Consider the following 21,596-nt stretch of genomic DNA (forward strand, 5'->3'; position numbering starts at 1 on the left):
TTCCGGTTTCTGGTGGTTTGCGGTTTCTGGCGAGCAAGGTATACTGGGCCATCGAAATGAAATAGTGTTTTAAAAAATGTAGTTGTCCGCACATATAAAGGAACGAACATGAAAATTGCACTGATTAACGAGAACAGCCAGGCCGCAAAGAACGCGATTATCGCCGCAGCCCTGTCCAAAGCCGTTGAGCCGCAGGGTCACACCGTATACAACTACGGTCAATATGCTGTTGAAGATGCTGCACAGCTGACCTACATCCAGAACGGTATCCTGGCTGCCATCCTGCTGAACTCCGGTGCCGCTGATTTCGTGGTCACGGGTTGTGGTACCGGTCAGGGCGCCATGCTGGCCTGTAACTCTTTCCCGGGTGTGATCTGTGGTCTGGTTGTTGACCCGTCTGACGCTTACCTGTTCTCCCAGATCAACAACGGTAACGCGGTTTCTCTGCCTTACGCCAAAGGCTTTGGCTGGGGCGCCGAGCTGAACCTGGAAAACCTGTTCACTCAGTTGTTCAAAGAAGAAGGCGGCCGCGGCTACCCAAGCGATCGCGTAGTTCCGCAGCAGCGTAACAAGAAAATCCTGGATGCCGTTAAAGAGGTGACCTACCGCGACCTGATCACCATTCTGAAAGGTCTGGATCAGGATCTGGTCAAAGGCGCTATTGCCGGTCCGAAATTCCAGGAATATTTCTTCGCTAACAGCACCAACGCTGAACTGACCAGCTACATCAAATCCCTGCTGAACTAATTCCGCCGGGTAGCGTTATTCTGACCACCGCCCCGGCGGTGGTCTTTTTTTATCGGTTATTTGGCGTGCTTCCGTTCAGGTCGAACAACAGTTAGCCAGACGTTTCAAAAGCCTGAAATACTGCTTGACCATAACAGGGTGACTCCCTATAGTAGCGCCCCGTTGCCCCTGACGGCGACGATCCGGTGAGGTGTCCGAGTGGCTGAAGGAGCACGCCTGGAAAGTGTGTATACGTGAAAACGTATCGAGGGTTCGAATCCCTCCCTCACCGCCAGATTAAAAACAAAAACCCCAGACGCAAGTCTGGGGTTTTTGTTTTTTAACCGCTGATGGGACGGATGAGAACCCGCGACAGGATTCGACAAAACGGCCCGCCGTTTTGGACCGCCGTAGACGACCAGTATGGCGAGCGCTGCGCGCAAATCTATCCCAACCGAACCGACTTCCCTTCCCAAACCATGTCTGAGTTTTTACCCGCGTTCGGGCTCGACGAGAATCCATGCCGAAGTCGACAAAGATGGCCCGTTGCCAGACAGCATCGCAACGGTAGATGTTCACAGAAAAGAAAAACCATTTGTTAAAAGCAAAAAATATTAACTTTCCTTTACATGACAATCTGTTCCATGCATTCTCTTTAACACTGCCCTCTTTAGAATACTGCAATCATATTATCCCAACATTAAACAACTCGTTGATATAAGAACCAAATAACAAATCAAACTATTAATCATCCAGCTTATATTTTCCATGGAAACCTAAATAAAAATCGATTTTTTATTGTCATTAATGTTCACTTAATCTAAATAAAATAAATTCAGCGCGGTAAGATAATTATACTTTTTTACCTCCATCCTCATTTCTGGCGGAGCATTTCAACATGACCATTGTGAAAAAATTAGCTATCGCAATCAGTATATTTTCCCTGGCGCTGATTAGCGTAGGTGGTTTCGGTCTTCATTCACTTAGCCAGTCAAAAGATCGTCTGGAATATGTGATGACTAACACATTACCCAGCCTTGATAATTTGGTGAAATCGAATAATGCATTAAACGATGCACGTAGCGATCTGGCGCTTATTTTTCTTACCCGGGAAGAGCAACAGCGCAATACCTTAAAACGAGCGCTTGATGACTCGCTGAGCAGCGTTGAAAAACTGAATGCCACGTATAAAAAGGATCTGGTCTCTGACAACAAAGATGCGCAGATGGCTAATGATAATCTGCAATATCTGAGCGACTTCCGTGCCGCTAAAGATAAGCTTTTTCAGCAGTCCCAAACCGATACTCAGGCCGCAGAGAAGGCCTTTGCCTCTCAGGGCTATGTCACGCTGGCTCAGGAGAAACTGGTAAAAGGCTTTCAGGATCAGTACAACTACAACGTCGGTCTGGCCGGCGGACTGCAGGAGCAAAATACCACCAGTTTCAAACAGGCGTTCTTCGGGCTGGTCGGGTTGATTGTGGTTGCCCTGCTCGCCGCCGGCACCTTGTCCACGGTGATTATCAGCTATGTGCGCGCCAGCCTGAACGCCCTGCGTCAGACGCTGCTCACCGTTAGTGAAAATCTGGATTTAACCCTGCAGGCCGACACCAGAAAGAACGATGAAATCGGCCAGACCGCCAGCGCCTTTAACAACCTGATTCAGCGGTTCGCCACCGTTCTGGCTAACGTGCGTTCCGCCAGTGAAAGCGTTTCAACGGCATCCGGTGAAATCGCCGCCGCCAACGAAGACCTTTCCGCCAGAACGGAAGAACAGGCCTCTTCGCTGGCACAGACCGCCGCCAGTATGCATGAAATCTCATCCACCATCGAAAGTAATGTCGACAATACCGCCCAGGCCAATCGGCTGGGTCAGCAAGCGAGCGTTGCGGTCCAACATGGCGATGAAGCGGTGCAGCGTATGATGCGCGCGATGGAAGAGATCGCCAACGGGTCCGCAAAAGTAGCCGATATCACCAATCTCATTGAGGGTATCGCCTTCCAGACCAATATCCTGGCGCTGAATGCCGCTGTGGAAGCCGCACGGGCAGGTGAACATGGGCGTGGTTTCGCGGTGGTGGCCGGCGAGGTCCGCACGCTGTCCCAGCGTTCCTCATCCGCCGCCAAAGAGATCAAGACGCTGATCGACAGTGCGATTGCCGCCGTACAGCATGGTGCGGTGCAGGCTGACGAAGTCCGTGATTCCATCAATAACGTGAAAGGCGTAATTCAGAACGTGTCCAGCCTGGTCAATGAAGTGTCGCTGGCGTCGGAAGAACAAAGTCGCGGCATATCCCAGATTAACACCGCCATCAACCAGATGGAGGCAGTTACACAGCAGAATGCCGCCATGGTGGAGCAAGCCTCATCCGCAGCGGACTCACTCAACGAGCAGGCAACCAAATTGCGCCAGTCGGTGGAGGCCTTCAAACTGCAGGGGAACGGCCATTTTACCGACTCATATGCCATGAACGACATACAGCCATTACGCCTCGGCCATCACTGATCGGTTTCGCACCTAACAACAGGGCTGCTTTCGCAGCCCTTAGTGCATTGACAGACCCATGCTATTAACAACCGGAGGTCGCGAACGCACCATTCTCGTCCATTTTCAGAGCTCGTGCCGCCATGTTAAACATGATTCACCAATTTTCTGGGTCTGCTCATCATACGAGCTCTGTCACTCAGCAATAACCGACAAGCGTCACCTTCTCTAATTTATGTGCTATCGCCAACAGCGGCTATCACACAACACCTTCAACAATATATGACACCACTAACAAAGCCATAATGCGTGCGACGCTCCACATTTGTCTTACACATTCCTTATACTGGACTGCCCCCACACCGGTAGACGATCCTGCCCTACAGTTTGAACTGACCCCGCTCCGGTAGACGAACCTGCCCTATAGTTTGAACTGACCCCGCTCCGGTAGACGAACCTGCCCTATAGTTTGAGCATAGGAGGAGCATATGGGCACACCACGATTTACACCTGAATTTAAGGAAGAGGCCGTCCGTCAAATCACGGAGCGCGGCTATTCCGTTGCCGAAGTATCCGAGCGACTGGGCGTACTGATTCTTATATCCTTGACGTTGATATCTTTTGTAACGGCGAGCAGCCTCATATTATGAATCAATAGTATGACTAAATGAGACATAAGGACGCTGAACATCAGTATCGGGGCGAAAAGACAAAGACAAGCGCAGCGCTATTATGCAATAACCATTCAGCGTACTGTGTGAGCCAATATTTATACAGCTCATGATTCCAACTAGCTGATTGATATATAGTTTCAAATATTAATAGCATACCCGGAGTAAAGACGGTATCGTCAGTTTTAAGGATTCCGGGTCACTATCGGAGACAAGTATGATAGGAGCCAAGTTCTGCACTTTACAAAAGATCATGTTAACCCTAAGAGGCATAAATCAGTGAATATTCAGCATTTTATTGAAAATGAAGAGATTTATTTCGCGCCAATGCTGGAAAGACAAAAAAATGCTACGGAAGAAGATAAATTGATGTGGCGCACTGAAAATGTGCATCAACGGCGTCAACGCGTCTCGCTGGAGCTTTTTCAACGACTCCAGGGAAAAGTAGCTTTCGGCCCCTTTAAAAATTTATTACTAACCCAGGATACCTGGTGGGGAAAATCGGATTTAGGGTCAATGCTGCTTGGCCTTTATGAGAAGGAAATCCTGGATTTTATCTGTCATACCGAATCCAACCAATTTGATACATTTATCGATATTGGGGCAGCGGATGGCTACTATGCCTGTGGAATGCTTTTGAGCAAAAAAGTACGCCATGCTATCTGCTTTGAGCAGAACAAACATGGGCAAGAAGTCATTGCAGAAAATTGGCGCAGAAATGGTGCGATCGGAGAACTGCAGATATTCGGAGAAGCCAATTCAAATAACTTATCACTGATTCAACATGTTGATTTCCATAAAGCTCTGATGCTGATTGATATTGAAGGTGCTGAATTTGATGTGCTAAATGAGGCATTCATAGAAAAAATACAAGGCGCAACAATTATCATTGAAGTTCACAACTGGATAGAAGGTTTTCTCGGTAAGTATCGAGACCTGCTACATATTCTTGATCAATATTTCAATATCAATGTATTGGATCGTGTCGAACGTCCCACTGTTCATCTGGACATCCTACGCGACTTTACTGATGACAACCGCTTATTGCTAACATCTGAGGCGAGACCTTGCCTGATGCGCTTTTTGCTTTTAACCCCTAAAAACTAATCAACGCACAAAAATATCAAATAAGAGATGATATTCAACTTATACGTCAATAATCAAAAATAGCATCATTCTCTCTGAAAGCAGGGCTGCGAAAGCAGCCCTGTTGCTATTTGGGGAAAACCGCTCAGGAGTACGCCACCAGCGTACGCTGACACAGCTCGGAACGGACGCAGTCCTCTTTGCTAAAGGTGACAATCCCCACCATGCCATCTTCCGTAAATCGCTCCAGCGCGTCGCGCAGGCCCGATTTCACGCCGGCAGGCAAGTCGCACTGCGTAATATCGCCATTGACAATCACCGTGACATTCTCGCCCAGACGCGTCAGGAACATCTTCATCTGATTGACGGTAACGTTCTGCGCTTCATCCAGAATCACCACTGCGTTTTCGAACGTCCGCCCGCGCATATAGGCGAATGGCGAGATCTCTACCTTGGCGATTTCCGGCCGCAGGCAGTACTGCAAGAAGGAAGAGCCGAGCCGACGCTGCAGCACGTCATAAACCGGCCGAAAATAAGGAGCGAATTTCTCCGCGATGTCGCCCGGCAGGAAGCCGAGGTCTTCCTCCGCCTGTAATACCGGCCGCGTAACAATAATACGTTCAACCTCTTTATGAAGCAGTGCTTCGGCCGCTTTGGCCGCACTGAGAAACGTTTTGCCACAACCCGCCTCACCGGTGGCAAAGATTAACTGTTTATTTTCTATTGCAGACAAGTAGTGTTCCTGAGCTGGGGTTCGGGCCTCAATCATTGAGTTGTCGCGGCTTTCACGCGCCATACCGATAGCTTCAATGCCGCCCAACTGAACCAGAGAAGTGACCGAATCTTCTTCACGCTGACGATGACTGCGCGATTCGCGTCTGATAACACGTTTGGCTTCACGACGCGCTTTGATCACTGCTTTTTGTCTTCCCATAGTGGCACCTTACAGTTTGTTTCATTGACCGTACGACCCTGGGTCGACGGTGTTTTGTTCACAAATGAGGTTTGGCTTCCTTATTAAGCCGTAACGCAGGTGGAATGAAAAAAGCCGATGCGAAGTTGGCGCTGTCGCCTTTAGTGGCATGACGGCGCGTTCGGCATCGGCTTTGAAGAATGGAGCGGGAATCACTCCAGGGACCATATCGCAACAACCAGGGGACAGTGAGAAAATGAAGCGGGAGGGAGATCCTCCGCATCGATGAAGCGGTAAATACGGGCGAATTTGCTGACTATTCCGTCCAGGGAAGGACTCTACCATTCGCGCTCCTCACTGTGACAATAACTATTCGGGTGAATAATGATTGACCGTATCAGGCACCTGACATCTGAGGATGAAATTACCGCCCACAGATGTCATTAAGATGACAGTGCTATATTTTGCCCCGGTATGGCAAGTATTTTCACATCACCATAACATAAAACTATGAGCTGGATTTCCTCCGCCGGTCAGCGGAGGAATGCGAAGGTTAGTAATGCTTCTGCCAGTGCAGATATTGATCGTACTTCCGCAGAGCGCTGCGGTATGTATTCTGCTCGATATCAGGCAAATAATCGCAAATACGCTGTTGAATATTGCCATCCGAGGAGAAGCTCTCCTGCGGGTAATTCTTCGACAGCAGCAATTCATCAAGACGCCGCAAGCGGATGACATATTCCCGCATCGTGCTGTGGCGCACCTCAGTCTGTTCGATCAGATACTGCGTGAACGCTTTGATATCGAAATAATTGGCGTGTGTATTGCAGGAAACTTCACTGCAGAAACGACATAAGGGGATGAGTTCTTCCTGCACAGATTCCCAGATAGTGTTGTCAATCAGCCGATCCATCATGGCTATCGACTTTTTATTGATGAGCTGATCGCGAAATACCAGCGAAACACGATCCAGTTCCTTGGCACAATTGGCGCAGTGTGTTTGCCTGTGTTTGAAGTCTTTCAAATAACGGCTCAGAAGCTGCTTCTTCCTGGTTGCTTGAGGCATGAGTCCATTCCTGACAGTAGTGTGGGTACAACTACATATCTGCGCGCTCCAAAATTAAACGTCACTCATTAATTTCGCACGCAGACGCTTTATCGCCTGGCTATGCAACTGACTAACGCGCGACTCCCCGACTTCCAGAACCGCCCCAATCTCCTTTAGGTTCAGTTCTTCCTGGTAATAGAGGGTCAACACCATTTTCTCTCGCTCTGGTAGGCTCTCAATCGCGTCCATCACTCGCTGGCGTAAATTCACGTCCATCAGTTGATTTAACGGATTGGCTTCTTCATTTCCTTCCAGTAACGCCTCAGCGCTATCCCCATGCTCTTCCCGCCACTCATCGTAAGAAAACAACTGGCTATTGTTGGTATCCAGAAGAATCTGGCGATACTCCTCCAGCGAGATATTCAGGGTTTGGGCTACTTCCTGTTCGGTAGGAGCCCGGCCGAGTGACTGTTCAGCCTGTTGCATTGCCTGAGCGACTTCCCGGGCGTTACGCCTGACACTGCGCGGCGCCCAGTCCCGGCTGCGCAGCTCATCCAGCATCGCGCCACGAATACGTTGCACGGCATAGGTGGTGAATGCCGTGCCCTGCAACGAATCATAACGTTCTACGGCACTGAGCAGCCCAATGCCCCCCGCTTGCAGGAGATCATCGAGCTCGACGCTTGCCGGAAGACGAACCTGTAAGCGTAAGGCTTCATGGCGCACCAGGGGAACATAGCGCTTCCATAATGAATTTTTATCCATTGTGCCTTCAGCGGTATACAGTTCGCTCACAGTGATAAATACCTATAAAATTAAGGTGCTCAGCAACATTATGCGTTTAGCATACTATGGCAATCGGCAGAATAGGTGTAGAAAAAAGGCTTTTTTCAGATATGCAACCGGATTCCCATTTCTGAATATTGTAGCCGCTATAGCGTAAGGTGGGTACCTTCCCTCGGTCAGAGTCAGCCATTTTTGTGATGTACAGTTATTGACTGATAATGCAAGAAACTATTAATACAATAATAGTCATGACGACGGAAGAGAATCAGCCTGTTTGCAGATGCTTACGCTGATAAACCGCCGTATCGGATAATCAGCATAATAAAATATGGCTGAGGAATAAGGCACCATCCCACTGGCACCTTATTCCTACTGCTCAGTCAATTTTAGCCATTAAGCTTATTGCCATATTTTTCAACAAGATAATCTTTATATTCCGAATAGCGATTTTGCGCATCCTTGATAGTCGTCACCACCCAGGCGAATGAGTTTTCTCTGTGATTGACGTCACATGCCGAGGTCGAGTCTATCCTTGAAATATCATGCATAGCGGGTATCTCATCCACCGCGGCAGAAAGCGCGACCTGATCCAAAAACCAAACAACGTTATTTTTGTTCAGATTATCCCAGATAAAGCGTGCAGCTTTATCAATAAACGCTGTTGACAGCTCCCCACCTTTAAGATAGACAAAGCCTGCGAATACTTTCTCCCAGAATGGGGAGTTATCATCTTTCGTAATCAGTATATCACCTGATAAATCAATAGAATGCTCGATTAAGCTCCAGTTCTTCCTCACCAGACAATCCGCATCCAGAATCAATAATGGTCCTTCGTTTATAGATAACAAATAGCTGGCAAAAATAAACCGTCTCGATGCATAGTGAACATTTACCCCAGGGACATTCCCAACGACCTCCATTGAGCAAGAAATATTCAGCTCTGGGAATTGCCGTTTTTTCTCCTTAATGTCATTAAATGTTTCATCATCGATATCATAAACATGGATGTGAACATTCAAGCTATCTTTATTTGTTTCATATAATGAATATAACAAATAAATGGCATGCTGATGGTAATATTTTACATCACAGGAAACCAAAACCGTAGGCTTATCATTCTTGTTGTCTTTATGTAGTAGCCATTTATAACTCTCATAAGGTAATTGAATTTTTTCTGAAATGAGAGATGTGAAATCAATATAACTATTTGGATAACCACCATTTTTAAATACGGTCGTAACTATCATCAGCAATGCCAGTGGATCTTCGCCGATTAAGTACGAATTTTCAGACATCTTCTTAACAAGAAGAAATGCGTACTCATAGTTCTCTTCGAGAATACAGGTAAGTAATAAAATCTTGAAGACAACAGGCACATCAACCAATAACGAAAAGTTACTTTCTATCAAAGTAATAGCATGCTCTACCGCGCCCACACGGAATAAAACTTGTATCGATGCGACCAAATACTCCAGGTTCGGAGCCAGATTGATAACATCAATAAGTGAATTGACGATACCCTCTACATAATCGGGAGGTAACTGAACTTGTTGTCCGCCCCATTTATCATCGAATGCCAGATTAGACAACGCAATGGTCTGCAACATTAACCTAAGTGCTTTATCCTGCGCTTCAGGCAAATTACTTGGACTATCAGCCAACTTCTTGTTCAACAAATAAAAATTACAGCTTCTTTTGCCAATTAAATCAATCACCATATCTTTCGGAAGATCGCCAACATCACCAAGCATAATTTCTCGACTAAACACATCGCGATAATATTGATGCGCGGATCTCATATGCATGTAATTCTTCATAAATAGCCTTCTAAAAAGGTTTTTCTGTACTGAGACTATCAACCATATGGCGTAAAAAGCACTATATGGACGTAATATGTGGTTCTTACGGTAGTGTTACTCGCTCGCCAGAATGCGCGCTGGCGGCGGCGGCCTGGAGATAACGAATACCGCGCATCGCAACATCGGCGCCAAACACATACTCGCACGCGCCTTCTTTCAGATAAGAAGCAATGTCCTCGTAGTAATTGGCAAACGCTTCAATAAATCCGGCGGGGTGGCCGGCTTTAAACCGGTTGTACCGTGGCTGAGATGCGATCAGGTTATCCGGATGCGTTCTGTCGATCACATAGGAGACGCCGTTGATATTACTGAGTTTCAAATGCTCAGGGTCCATCTGCAACCATTCAGCCGATCCTTTGCTGCCATAAACCCGGATACGCAGCCCGTTGCGGTAACCCAGCGCCGCTTTGGTGTACCAATAATTGCACACTACCTGATTGGTGTAGCCAGAGATGCAGTGAACCGTATCCACCACGTCCGGGATCTCACCGAACCGATGGTGCACCGCATACACATCCTGCGCCTGCTCGCCGATGATGAAATCCACCATCTGATGGGCATGCACCCCCAAATCCAGCGACACGGTAGGGATCACGCCGTCATGCTGACGCCAGTCCTGCGGGCGCGGCACCGCCCCGCTCTTCACATGGCGCAGAAAACCTTCCTGAGGCATTTCAACCATGACCTGCCTGATTTGGCCCAGCTCGCCATCGGCGATCCGCTGTTTCAGCTCTCTGACCATCGGGTAACCGGAATAATTGAAAGTGACCAGCAGAGTCCCGTTCATTTGTTCCAGCGCATGCTGAATCTCGGCCACTTCCTCTACGCTGGTTGCCAGCGACTTCTCACAGATAACCGGCAGTTGATGCTCAATGCAGGCAATCACAATATCTTTATGCGTCGGCGTCGGCGTCAGAATGATAACCGCATCCAGTTTACTGGCTTCCGCCTGCAAAAATCCGGTCAAATCGCGGTACACGCGGTCTTCATGAATTCCCCAACTGGTGGCGGTTTGCTGATTGATGTCATCATGGCGGCTGAAAAAACCTGATACCAGTTCGAAGTGACCATCCATCTGCGAAGCAATCTTGTGCGTTTCACCGATTGCCGAATTAATGCCTCCGCCGATGAACCCGACTTTTAATGCCTCACCGTTGTTTGTCATGCTTTTCATTTCTCTTTCCCCAGAAAAGAGTGGCTCACCACCAGGTGATTTTTCAGGTTCACGGTACTTTTCAGCAACGCGGCTTCTTCATCGAAGGTCATAAACACAACGGCAGCGCGATCGCCTGGCGCCGGATTTAGCACTTCGCCGCTTTTTTTCAGCACGACACTCTCCAGTAACTCACCAGGCAACTGGTGATAACGCAGCGCGTTAAAGATCGTTTTTTCAGACACCGATACGGTATGTCTGGCGACATAATGGCGGGCTGCCGGCCGCTTATTGGCGAATGTCGACGACAGTGACAAAAAAGGCGCCACAAAATATTCCGCATAGGGGATATCGGTGGAATAACGAATCAGCTGGCAATATAAATCGCCCGGGCAACGCCGGGTCAGTTCAATCAGCCAAAAATCGTCGCCATTGGCGATAAATTGCGTATGCAGCAGGCCATCGCATAACTTCAGGTCGGCGACAATGCTGTTGATGCAGTCACTGACGGCATTTTTCAGCGTTTCACTCATTTGATGAGCAACACAACTGCTGTTCACCTGATAAGGGTAGACCGTGCAATATTCATCAACAAAGAACTCACAGACAATCTCGCCGTTACGAATAAACGCCGAATGGCTGTGCAGCGAGCCTTGCCTGAACTCTTCTATCACCACCTGACCGCTTACCGATGCCGACGCGGCCGACTGGTAAGCCGGCAGAATATCCTGCTCGCGCTGAACCTGAGTAATGCCACGGCCACTATAAGCATCGACTGGCTTGACCAGAATCGGGTACGACAGTTGCCCCACCGATTCAATGTCACGCACCGCTTTAGGAATCGGCAGTCCTTTACGCTGCGCATAAGCACGGAACGCATCCTTTTTCAGCAGGATCGCCGTTGTCTCAACCGAATCGAAACCGGGCATGCCCAGCGATTCCGCGACCCAGGCGCCGGTTTCATAAGAAACATCCGTCACGCCGGGCAAAATAGCCTTAATATTTTCTTTTCTGACAATGCCGAGAATGGCCTCTTTGTCCGAATAATCTTCGACAATCGACCGGGTTGCCCGGATATGACCAGGATCGCCGGGTTTACCGCTGCACACACCAATCGCAACGCCCTGTTCCAGGCACGCTTCCAGCAGCGGCAGCGCAGAAAAACCCGCATCAAGCATTAAGGCATCTATAGTCGACATATCCATTCTCTGTTACCAATATTTTCTCAGGCTCCCCGCTGCGACAGGGAACGCGCACTCCCCCCTGGGGCGAGAGCAAGCCTGTCACTTAACGCACGTTTTCACTCAACGTACGCCCAATAATCTCAATGATGCGGTCCTGATCGCCGGTTTCCAGGCCTGGATAAATGGGCAGGCATAACACAGCGTTGGCGATGTCGGTCGCCACCGGCAAATTCTCGGCGCTCGCGCTGCCAAGACCGCGGTACATCGGGAAGCTGCTGATCAACGGGTAGAAATACCGGCGCGACATGATGCCGTGCTCTTTCAGGGCGTCATACAGTTTCTCGCGCACATCGAACGAGTAATCATTAACAAAAAGCGGGAAATAGGCATAATTCCAGTCAATTGAATCCGGCACGCTCAACGTCCTGATGCTATTAATCTGCGCCAGTCCGTCGCGGTAATAGCGATAAATGCGTTTTCTGTCTTCCAGCGCCTGATCGATATAATTCAGTTGCAACAAACCAAACGCCGCCTGCACTTCGTTCATTTTGCCGTTAATGCCGGGGGCGACCACGGTGGTTTCATCCGCAAAGCCGAAGTTTTTCAGATAATCGATCCGTTTCTTCATTTTTACGTCGGGACAAATAATGGCGCCGCCTTCAATGGTGTTGAACACCTTGGTCGCGTGGAAACTTAGAATCGAGAGATCGCCATAATTCAGAATACTGTCGCCATCTTTTTTCACGCCGAAAGAGTGTGCGGCGTCATAAATCACCTTCAGGCCATAAACATCCGCAATGTTCTGGATCCGATCAACATCGCAGGGAATACCATAACAGTGGACAGGCAGAATGGCGGACGTGAGCGGCGTAATCGCTTCTTCAATCTTTTTGGGATCCAGGTTGCAGGTAACCGGATCGATATCGACAAAGACAGGCTTGAGGTTATTCCACAATAACGAGTGAGACGTCGCTACAAACGAATAAGGCGTGGTGATAACTTCGCCGGTGATGCGCAGCGCCTGTAGCGCCGTCAGCAGCGCCAGCGTGCCGTTGGTGAATAAACACAGATGCTTAACGCCCAGATACTCAGCCAGCGCTTGTTCAAGCTGCTGGTGAAAAGGCCCGCCGTTCGTCAGATATTTGTTATCCCATATCTTTTCCAGATAGGGCATAAATTCATCAAGCGGAGGCAGTAAAGGGCTCGTTACATAGATGTTCTTGCTCATCATTCACCTGTCCTTGCGCTTATGTCGCTACGCAGTATTTTCAAATACAATTTTCGCTTTTTCTCAATCAGATGACAGACCCAGATGCCATCCAATACGATATAAAGCAATCGTTATCTCTCGAATCTTTACTTGCTCTCTGAACTTATACGGAATGCCTGAGGAGCATCGCCGGCACAATATATTTGCCATGCCCGGCGCATTGCGTTTTCAAAATATATGGATGGTGAATCCACAGAGCTAATTTTGGTGGTCATAATGCCACGCATTCCGGCCCGGATTTCGCTCAGCTTATCCAGCGAGTGACTCCAGTACCGAGCTTTTTCTATCAATTCATCGTCATCTCGCGCGATGAATTCATCCAGTCCCAGAATTCGCATAATTACACCACCTTGCCTTGATGCCATAGAATCTCCCTCACGCGTCAAGACAGGTACCCCCATCCAGGAAGCATGACCGATCGTCGTTCCACCGGTATACGGATAAGTATCTAAAAGAATATCCACCTCATGATGCATTCTCAGATATTCTTTTAAGCCAGTCCGCATGCGGAATGCTAACTGTTCATCCCTGACACCTAACTCAAGCAGCTTATTGCGCAAATAATCTATCGTTTCCTGCCCCGTCATATATCCCATAATCAATCGGGAAGTAGGCAATGCAACCAGAATTTTTGCCCACGATGTGAGGTTTTCGTCAGAAATCTTCTGTGGGCGATTGAAACTGGCAAAAGTCAGATAACCATTGTTCAAGGCGGGCAATTCATTAACGTCAGGGCTGTCTTTATCAGGCTCAAAGAATTTTATCGATGGCATACTAATAGGCTTTTCTATCAAATACTCATCCAGACCACTCTCCACAAGGAAATGCTCATCCAACAAAATATAATCAATGGCACGCATTCCCGTTGTTCCTGGGTAACCTATCCAGGTCATCTGGATTGGTGCGGGTTTCAGCGCCAGCGCCGGCAACCGGTTATAAGCCGTATGCCCAGATAGATCGATCAGGATGTCGATTTCATCTTTATTAATGAGCTTCGCCAGTTCCAGGTCGCCCATCTTGTCGACATCATGCCAGCCGGCCGCGGTCTGTTTTAGGCTCTCGGCTTTCTCATCGTTACGTTGAAAACTTGAGTAGGCATAAAGCGAGAACGCGCTTCGATCAAGCGAATTCCAGATCGGCTCCAGAAAATTCGTCACCGGATGGTTGCCAAAGTCGCCGGAAATAAAACCAATGCGCAGTGGGCGCTGGGCTGCTTTATCAAGGGAATAGGTAAACTGGCAATGATAGCGCTCAGCCGCTTCTTCCACGCGCTTACCGAATACCAGGTGCTCTTGAAACTGCGCCTGTGGCGTCACGTTGACATCGTGGGACAACCCCAGCAACAGGTTACTGTACAGATGAAACGCCTGGGGCATCAACTCAATGGTTTTACGGTGGTACTGAATAGCGTCCTTTCGCCCCAGATTATGGCAAACCATTCCCATATGACTGATAAAATTCGGATTTTCTGGTTCAATCTGCAGCGCCTTCTCCATGCATTTAAACGCTGAATCCAGGTTATGGGTGATATTCAACAAAACGGCCAGCGTATCCCACGCCAGCCCTTTTTGCTTATCACAACGCAATACTTTTCTGGTCAGCGCCATGCCTTGATGCAGTTCGTTCTTTTTCCAGAAGCATACCGCCAGATCAACATAAAAATCCCAGTTGAAAGGCATCAGGGCGATTGCTCTGGTAATGATGCTCAGCGCACCATCAAAATCACTGGTACGGACATAAGTATTCACGAAGGGATACCAAACCCACAGGTTATCGGGATAGGTACTGATAATCTCTTCCGCTTTTTTTCTGACCTCGGCAAACTGCCCCAGCGCGGTTAGCCGATCAATCTCTTCGTACACTTTCCGGTTGAGTGGTTTTCTATCCTGCGGCTTATTCTTTTTATGCGCCGATGATTTTTCCGGTTCAACAAAGCCGCCGGCATTGGTTTCACTGGTGTACATCACCAGCGACTGAATATAAACAGCAACCTGTCCGGCATCCGCCGTCACGATCGCTTCCTGCAAATAGTCTCGCCACGCGCGTGGCGTTCCCCATATCACGCCTTTATTACGCAACGCCCAGAGCTGGCTGTAAAACGCCTTATCCTTATTCAGGGGCGATGATGACAGCTGTTGCAGGAACTGCCGTTCGTTACTATCAAGCGACACCGGCTCATGCCAGAAATTGAATGCCAGATCGGTCGTGGCAATACCGGGCAACCCAGTCAGCGTCTTATGCCGACTGTTTCGGTAAGTACAATTTCCTATCCGCGTGTAGATACCGCTGATCCCTTTCACAAACAAGTTCTTTAACGCGTCCAGTACATTCTGTCGATGATTCTCCGCCTCTTGTTCCGGCAGTTGGGTATTAAAGACCAATTGATCCAGGGTCAAACTGGCTGGCCAGGCCTCCCCCAATACATCCAGAATACTTAATACCACCGGGTTTTCCGTGCTGATGGTTTCACCGGTACCGGACGTGTGGGCATTCAACGTCCTATCGTCATCCGCTCTGACACGCTGAAAATTACCTGCCCAATTGAAGTCCATTAGTTTTGCAAGATCAGGCTCAGGCAGAATCGCCCCGGACCTTTCCTGCGGGACCAATATGCTGAATCGCTGAGAACGGTTAACGGCGAAGTCGAGGTATTGCTGGCGCAGATAGGTGGTATTTTCAGGGCAAATCGTCTCGTGCAAGCGCGAAACCTGCTCGCCGTAGTGCCCCGCCAGTTCTGTGTAGGCGCGAACATCGCCGACATAGGCAAAGCCGGTTTGGGTAATCTGTGAATAGAAATCAACGAAGTAACAAGGCTGGTTCAGCCCCTGCAGATAATGCAGCGCAAAATCCACATCGGACTGTTTTTCAGCTTGTTCAATAAAGGTTTTCAGCGCCGCATTCTGGGGGTTATCCGGAGACGTTCCCAAAGACAGGTAGGTCAGCATCGCGCGGGCGCTGGATTGTGCCGTCTTTTCATCATTGGCGAGACTGCTGTGAAGCTGAATGGCGTCCCGCAGGATCTCGCCGGTCTTCCACCCTGGATAAGTGTTGTAGCAATAGCAGACGATACCTTCCGCGGTCAGGTGCTCGCTGCAGAAACGCAGCAGCGCTTCCCGCGTCTCACCACCAATAAGACTGAACAGACCGTGGATAATGATGTAATCGAATTTCCCAGGATCGCAAGCCAGCAGAGATTCGAGGTCCAGGGCGAATAACGCGATATTGTCCAGTTCCAGCTGTTTTATCAGCGCACTGCCTTTTTCAATTTGCTCCGCATCAAGATCGATCCCGACAGACTGCGACTGTGGATTCGCCAGCGCAAAAGGCAGCAAATTGCCGCCATCCTTACACCCTATCTCAAGTACGCGCGCATTTTCCGGCGCAGCCGATTCGATGCCATACAGATGTGCGGTGGCTTGCAGATGGAAAGGTGCGGTGTAAGGAACGGGAGGGGCCATCGAACTCAATGGAGTTTTACCAGTATCTTCACCCAGGTCGTCATTATTCGCTAAAGGTTGTGTATCTGGCATGGTCACAAGGAATTTCCTTCAATACTTTATGCGGAGATAAAATTGTCTGTAGTATATAAGAAAACCCTTTTCACCAATCCCCTGAGCATCAAATTATAACTTCCCTATTTCGTCGCTTAAGAAGCCGATTTTTATTCTGATTAATTTATTTATCCCGGCTGTGTCACAAAATAAAAAAACCAACCCCGAAGGGTTGGTTTCTGAATTCATCACTGCGTGAACAGAGATTACTGCAGCAGTTTCAGAACAGTCTGCGGTACCTGGTTAGCCTGAGCCAGTACAGAAGTGCCAGCCTGCTGCAGAATCTGTGCCTTACTCATGTTGGATACTTCGGTCGCGTAGTCAGCATCCTGAATACGGCTACGTGCGCTGCTCAGGTTGTTGATGGTGTTGCTCAGGTTGTCAATGGTAGACTGGAAACGGTTCAGAGTCGCACCGATGTTCGCCTTAGCGGTGTTGATGGTCTGCAGAGCAGTATCAATCGCAGCAACCAGCGCAGTAGCGCCTGCAGCATTAGATACGTCGGTATTGGAAGTTGTGATACCCAGGCCGCCAGAGGTGGCGTTGATCAGTGCAGAGCTACCCACGGAGATGGCATCGTTAGCAGTGGTGCCAGAACCAACCTGGATGTTGAAGCCAGTAGCTGTAACAGTGCCGTCCAGCAGCGCTTTGCCGTTGAAGTTCGCGCTGGCAGCAACACGGTTGATTTCGTCAACACGACGGTTGATTTCAGTCTGGATAGCAGTACGGTCGTTAGTACCGTTGGTGTCGTTCGCTGCCTGTACGGCCAGCTCACGGATACGCTGCAGGTTGTCGTTGATGGTGTTCAGGTTACCTTCAGCGGTCTGTACCAGAGACACACCGTCGTTGGCGTTTTTGGAAGCCTGGGTCAGACCACGAATCTGAGCGGTCATGCCGTTAACGATACCAGAACCCGCTGCGTTGTCTTTGGCGCTGTTGATAGCCAGGCCAGAGGACAGACGTTCGATAGCAGTCTGCAGGGAAGATTGTGATTTGTTCAGGTTGGACTGGGCCAACAGCGACATACTGTTAGTATTAATGACTGCCATAATTATATTCCTTTCATCTCTATTAATGGGGATGGGCTGTTGCCCCCGGTGTCATCACCGTCACTAACTGTATCGGCCGGGGTAAAACAACCTTTAGTTTTTTTTTGAATTTTTCGTATCCCCCGGAAAAAACCAGTCAGGCCGACACTTACGGCAAGAAGAATATAAGGAAAGGCGGCAACTTGCAGGGAATGTGAGAACCGGTCATTCTATATTCAGCAGCCTGCTATAAAATGTAGCGAGGCAGGAAAGGCGGCGTTCGACACCGTGCTTATCAGACATCATGCGTCGGCTATAGGCAGCGCGATGGCGGATGACGAATGAAAAGCGCCCGCTTCATTCTCTCTCTATACTTCATAAAATAAGGTATCTGGCGCATTGCCCCAGGCTTACTGGCAAGACGCGATAAAGGTTTCATCACTTGGTCGATAACACAGTCATGTGGTTAGATCATGGGCATCCAACGCGTGGATACGCTGCCATAAGCTGCTGAACATCCCGCCAGCCAAACGGATACTGGCGACACACTCAATGCCTTCGGCAAGCCGAAAAACGCCCGATTACAGCTGTTGATCCCGGCATCATACGTATCGTGCCGGGATAGAATCCCGCAGACGGTTCAGGCGCGATGGAAATCACGGAGGATAACGATTACGCTGAAATTTACATTACGTCTGTAAACTTTTCGTATACAGTGCCGATAAGACTGTCAGTTCACAATTTAAACGGAAGGGTATCTCTATGGCTACGACGGTTAGCAGTACCGCAGACTACATTTCATCGGTAGGTTTGAGCCTGGCTACAACAACAAGTGGTGGATCACTGGACTTGAGCGGATTACTGACCAAGCTGCAATCCGCTGAAAGCCAAAAACTGACACCGTACACCAACAAACAAACTTCGTTAAGCGCGCAGGCAACGGCCTACAGCGCGGTTGAAGCGGCGATGAAGAGCCTGCAGAGCGCCACAACGACGCTGCAGAACATGAAGACGATCACTTCAACTGCAGTGACCAGCACCAACACTTCATTCAGCGCAACCACTAACAGTAGTGCGGTTGCCGGTTCCTACAGCATTTCCGTCAGCCAGCTTGCTCAGGCTCAGTCACAGATTTCTGGTGGTTTCAGCAGCGCCTCGACCGCTCTGGTATCAGGGGGAACCTCCAGCACCAGCAGCACGATCACGATTACTCAGGCCAGTCAGACTACGCCGCTGAAAATTACACTGACCGATGACAAAACATCATTAAATGATATCCGTGATGCTATCAACAATGCCGGCGGCAGCGTCAGTGCCAGTATCATTAATAACGGTACCAGTAATTATTTGATGCTGACGGCAAAAGATACCGGTACGCAATCCGCTATGACCATTTCAGTCAGCGGTTCGCTTTCCAGCTCGTTGGGCAGTTTTACTGAACAGGTCGCAGCTAAAGATGCGACGTTCACGCTGAACGGCATGTCCGTCACCAGTCAGAGCAACACCGTGAGTAGCGCTATCAGCGGCGTAACGTTGAATCTTAAATCAACGTCTTCCAGCACTACAGCGGAAACACTGACCGTATCATCGGATATCACCAATACCGAGAAAGCGGTTCAGACGTGGGTCAGCGCTTATAATAACGTGCTGGATGTCATTAAAGCGCAGACCAACTACACCGCGCCAAGCTCGACCGAAAAGGCCAGTGGTAGCCAATCGTCAAGCAATGGCGCGCTGGTTGGTGATGGAACTATCCGCACCGTCCAGCGGCAGTTGCAGGGTTTGCTGAGTAATTTCCAAAGCAGTAGTGGTTCTCTGCACATTATGGCTGATTTGGGGATTACTCAAGATCCGACAAATAGCGGTAAACTAACCGTCGATACCACCAAGCTGGAAAGTACGCTGAAAACCAGCTCCAGCAGCGTGACGCAGTTCTTTGTCGGCAACGGTACCACCACCGGATTTGCAACTCAGGCAGGAAAGTACCTGACTCAGACGCTGGACTCTAGCGATGGCCTGATAAAATCCGCCCAAAGCAGCATTAAGACCAATCAGGCTTCATTAACTAAGCAAATCGAAAGCATTCAGAATGGCATCGATTCTACAATGGCGCGTTATAAGACCCAGTTTGCTCAGCTCAATACCTTGCTGGCCAAACTAAATTCAACCAGTACTTACCTGACGCAGCAGTTTAACAAAACCAGTAGTAGTTCGAGCTAACTAAGCCAGGAATGTATGACGTGACGGGATTTACCGCACGTCATACAGTCACGAATATTATTACCTTTTTATTTATTGTTAATCGGTTATCCAACGCATGGTCATGTATAGAAAGAATGTCAGTCAGGCGTATGCTCAAGTGGGTGTGGAAAGCGCGGTAATGAGCGCCAGTCCGCATCAACTGATTGTTATGCTGTTTGACGGTACCAAGAGCGCGCTTGTCCGGGCAAGAATTCTTCTTGAACAGAATGACATCGTCGGAAAAGGGAATGCCCTTTCCAAAGCCATCGATATTATCAGTAATGGGTTGAAACTCGGACTGGATATGGAAAAAGGTGGCGAGCTGGCAGAGAACCTTTCCGATCTTTACGATTACATGGTGCGTCGGTTATTGCATGCCAATATCAATAACGATTTGCAGGCAATCATAGAAGTGGAGGCTCTCCTCGGTAATATTGCGGATGCCTGGAAACAAATTGGACCTGGTTATCAACCAACGACGGAAACGCGCTAATGGAAAACCTCTCTCCATTACTAATTGAGTATCAGGGGTTACTCAAACTCATCCGAAATATCAAGGCCATGGCGCTTAATGGATTATGGGATGATGTTGTTGAACAGGAAATAGTTTATATCCAGTCAATAGAGAGAATCAGTCAGATTACCGTTCCTGCCAATATTCCCAGCACTGTGCAATTACAGTTCCGGCAGCTTCTTCAGGACATACTGGATACGGAATCACAGGTGAAAGAGCTGCTGCAGAACAGAATGCAGGAGCTGGCGGTGCTCATCCAGCAGTCACAGAATCAAAAATCGATTAACAACACTTATGCCGAGTTCTCCAACGATATACTTCCGGGAAAACCGCAGCCCTGATTAACACTGTTCCTGTAGACGAGCCCTGACACTTCCCAGAACGGGCTCTTTTTACTTCAAAAAAATCAGGCAAAAATCAGGGGGGAATAACCGTTGGTCATTCCCCCCTTGTCTCGGGATGTTTGCCGAATACAACAATCATCCGATATCACAATCAATAAAAAGCAGATATAACCGGGCAGCGTTCTGCTTGCCGATTATATCGTCATATTCATGACTTCCTGGTAAGCCGAGACCAGTTTATTGCGCACCTGAACCCCCATTTGCAAAGCAATAGAGGCCTTCTGGTTGTCAACCATGACGTCATTCAGAGCGACCCCCGGCTTGCCCAACGTAAATGCTTCAGCCTGCGTCTGTGCCTGCGTCCGTGTTTCGTTGATTTTTTCGAGCGCAGCTTTCAGCTCGCCGGCAAAACCAGACTGGGACGCAACGTTGGAATCCGATCCACCGGCCGCTTTGGTTGCGGTAATCTGCATCTGCTGCAATACCGCGTCGATACCCTGAATAGACATGCCTGTTTCCTCAACTAAAGATTGAGAATGATATAAAAACCAAATAAATGATAAACATATGTATATGTAGCAAACGAACTGCGCCATCAGCGCCGTTTATTTCACATACATCTCTTTACAGGTTCAATACGCTACCATATCCATAAGGTAGTAAATCGTATAAATGACATTAAAAATGCCAGCTTATCGACCCATCAAATTTTGCGTAACGGAAAATAATGGCATGCCGGT

16 protein-coding genes, 1 tRNA gene and 1 pseudogene are annotated in these 21,596 nt (G+C 48.7%); 8 read left to right on the forward strand and 10 right to left on the reverse strand.

Annotated elements, in window-relative coordinates; translation table 11 throughout:
- Positions 1-108: 108 nt before the first annotated feature.
- From CPA59_RS14215 to CPA59_RS14235, 5 genes and pseudogenes are all read left to right on the forward strand, one after another.
- Positions 109-747, forward strand: a complete 639-nt coding sequence (locus CPA59_RS14215) for an RpiB/LacA/LacB family sugar-phosphate isomerase (RefSeq protein ID WP_038667967.1) — start codon at positions 109-111, stop codon at positions 745-747.
- A 184-nt stretch (positions 748-931) separates the two neighbouring features.
- A tRNA-Ser gene (locus tag CPA59_RS14220) sits at positions 932-1,021 on the forward strand.
- 603 nt (positions 1,022-1,624) lie between these two features.
- Positions 1,625-3,229, forward strand: a complete 1,605-nt coding sequence (locus CPA59_RS14225; RefSeq protein WP_107759786.1) for a methyl-accepting chemotaxis protein — start codon at positions 1,625-1,627, stop codon at positions 3,227-3,229.
- A 467-nt stretch (positions 3,230-3,696) separates the two neighbouring features.
- Positions 3,697-3,798 (forward strand): annotated as a pseudogene (locus tag CPA59_RS14230) (transposase); the annotation flags it as partial.
- A 360-nt stretch (positions 3,799-4,158) separates the two neighbouring features.
- Positions 4,159-4,986: an FkbM family methyltransferase gene (locus tag CPA59_RS14235; protein ID WP_039692952.1), complete on the forward strand. Its 828-nt coding sequence runs from the start codon at positions 4,159-4,161 to the stop codon at positions 4,984-4,986.
- Between the two features lie 124 nt (positions 4,987-5,110).
- Here the strand turns inward: CPA59_RS14235 and phoH are convergent, their stop codons facing one another.
- The 9 genes from phoH to CPA59_RS14285 form a co-directional block, all read right to left on the reverse strand.
- Complete coding sequence (phoH, locus tag CPA59_RS14240) at positions 5,111-5,899, reverse strand: phosphate starvation-inducible protein PhoH (protein WP_038667961.1); 789 nt, start codon at positions 5,897-5,899, stop codon at positions 5,111-5,113.
- Between the two features lie 532 nt (positions 5,900-6,431).
- Positions 6,432-6,944 carry a flagella biosynthesis regulatory protein FliZ gene (fliZ, locus tag CPA59_RS14250; RefSeq protein WP_038667959.1) on the reverse strand — a complete coding sequence of 171 codons (513 nt, stop codon included), beginning with the start codon at positions 6,942-6,944 and terminating at the stop codon, positions 6,432-6,434.
- 54 nt (positions 6,945-6,998) lie between these two features.
- The gene (locus tag CPA59_RS14255; RefSeq protein ID WP_013318476.1) at positions 6,999-7,721 is read right to left on the reverse strand and encodes an RNA polymerase sigma factor FliA; all 723 of its coding nucleotides are present in this window, start codon (positions 7,719-7,721) and stop codon (positions 6,999-7,001) included.
- A 377-nt stretch (positions 7,722-8,098) separates the two neighbouring features.
- On the reverse strand, positions 8,099-9,529 hold the full coding sequence (locus tag CPA59_RS14260) for a hypothetical protein (protein ID WP_038919547.1): 1,431 nt from the start codon (positions 9,527-9,529) through the stop codon (positions 8,099-8,101).
- A gap of 85 nt (positions 9,530-9,614) precedes the next feature.
- Positions 9,615-10,745, reverse strand: coding sequence for a Gfo/Idh/MocA family protein (locus tag CPA59_RS14265; RefSeq protein WP_107759788.1), 1,131 nt, complete (start codon positions 10,743-10,745; stop codon positions 9,615-9,617).
- Positions 10,742-11,923 (reverse strand): acetyl-CoA carboxylase biotin carboxylase subunit family protein, encoded by a 1,182-nt coding sequence (locus CPA59_RS14270; protein WP_049842390.1) that lies wholly within the window; start codon positions 11,921-11,923, stop codon positions 10,742-10,744. The genes CPA59_RS14265 and CPA59_RS14270 overlap by 4 nt, the downstream gene beginning before the upstream one ends.
- An 88-nt stretch (positions 11,924-12,011) precedes the next feature.
- Positions 12,012-13,136: a DegT/DnrJ/EryC1/StrS aminotransferase family protein gene (locus CPA59_RS14275; protein WP_107760851.1), complete on the reverse strand. Its 1,125-nt coding sequence runs from the start codon at positions 13,134-13,136 to the stop codon at positions 12,012-12,014.
- A 128-nt stretch (positions 13,137-13,264) separates the two neighbouring features.
- A complete protein-coding gene (locus CPA59_RS14280) occupies positions 13,265-16,708 on the reverse strand; it encodes a methyltransferase regulatory domain-containing protein (RefSeq protein WP_050570001.1) in 3,444 nt (1,147 codons plus the stop codon).
- A gap of 227 nt (positions 16,709-16,935) precedes the next feature.
- On the reverse strand, positions 16,936-17,778 hold the full coding sequence (locus CPA59_RS14285; protein WP_107759790.1) for a flagellin: 843 nt from the start codon (positions 17,776-17,778) through the stop codon (positions 16,936-16,938).
- A 741-nt stretch (positions 17,779-18,519) separates the two neighbouring features.
- On the opposite strand from CPA59_RS14285, the gene fliD reads away from it, so the two are divergent.
- The 3 genes from fliD to fliT all read left to right on the forward strand — a co-directional run bounded on the left by fliD (position 18,520) and on the right by fliT (position 20,853).
- A complete protein-coding gene (gene fliD, locus CPA59_RS14290) occupies positions 18,520-19,977 on the forward strand; it encodes a flagellar filament capping protein FliD (RefSeq protein WP_049842389.1) in 1,458 nt (485 codons plus the stop codon).
- Positions 19,978-20,080: 103 nt separating this feature from the next.
- Complete coding sequence (fliS, locus tag CPA59_RS14295) at positions 20,081-20,491, forward strand: flagellar export chaperone FliS (RefSeq protein ID WP_038919550.1); 411 nt, start codon at positions 20,081-20,083, stop codon at positions 20,489-20,491.
- Positions 20,491-20,853: a flagellar protein FliT gene (fliT, locus tag CPA59_RS14300; RefSeq protein WP_038667946.1), complete on the forward strand. Its 363-nt coding sequence runs from the start codon at positions 20,491-20,493 to the stop codon at positions 20,851-20,853. The genes fliS and fliT overlap by 1 nt, the downstream gene beginning before the upstream one ends.
- Before the next feature lie 197 nt (positions 20,854-21,050).
- Here the strand turns inward: fliT and fliE are convergent, their stop codons facing one another.
- Positions 21,051-21,365: a flagellar hook-basal body complex protein FliE gene (gene fliE / locus CPA59_RS14305; protein ID WP_038667944.1), complete on the reverse strand. Its 315-nt coding sequence runs from the start codon at positions 21,363-21,365 to the stop codon at positions 21,051-21,053.
- Positions 21,366-21,596: the final 231 nt, after the last annotated feature.

This window comes from Dickeya sp. Secpp 1600 (assembly GCF_003049805.1).
In the GTDB taxonomy this organism is placed as follows: Bacteria; Pseudomonadota; Gammaproteobacteria; order Enterobacterales; family Enterobacteriaceae; genus Dickeya; species Dickeya fangzhongdai.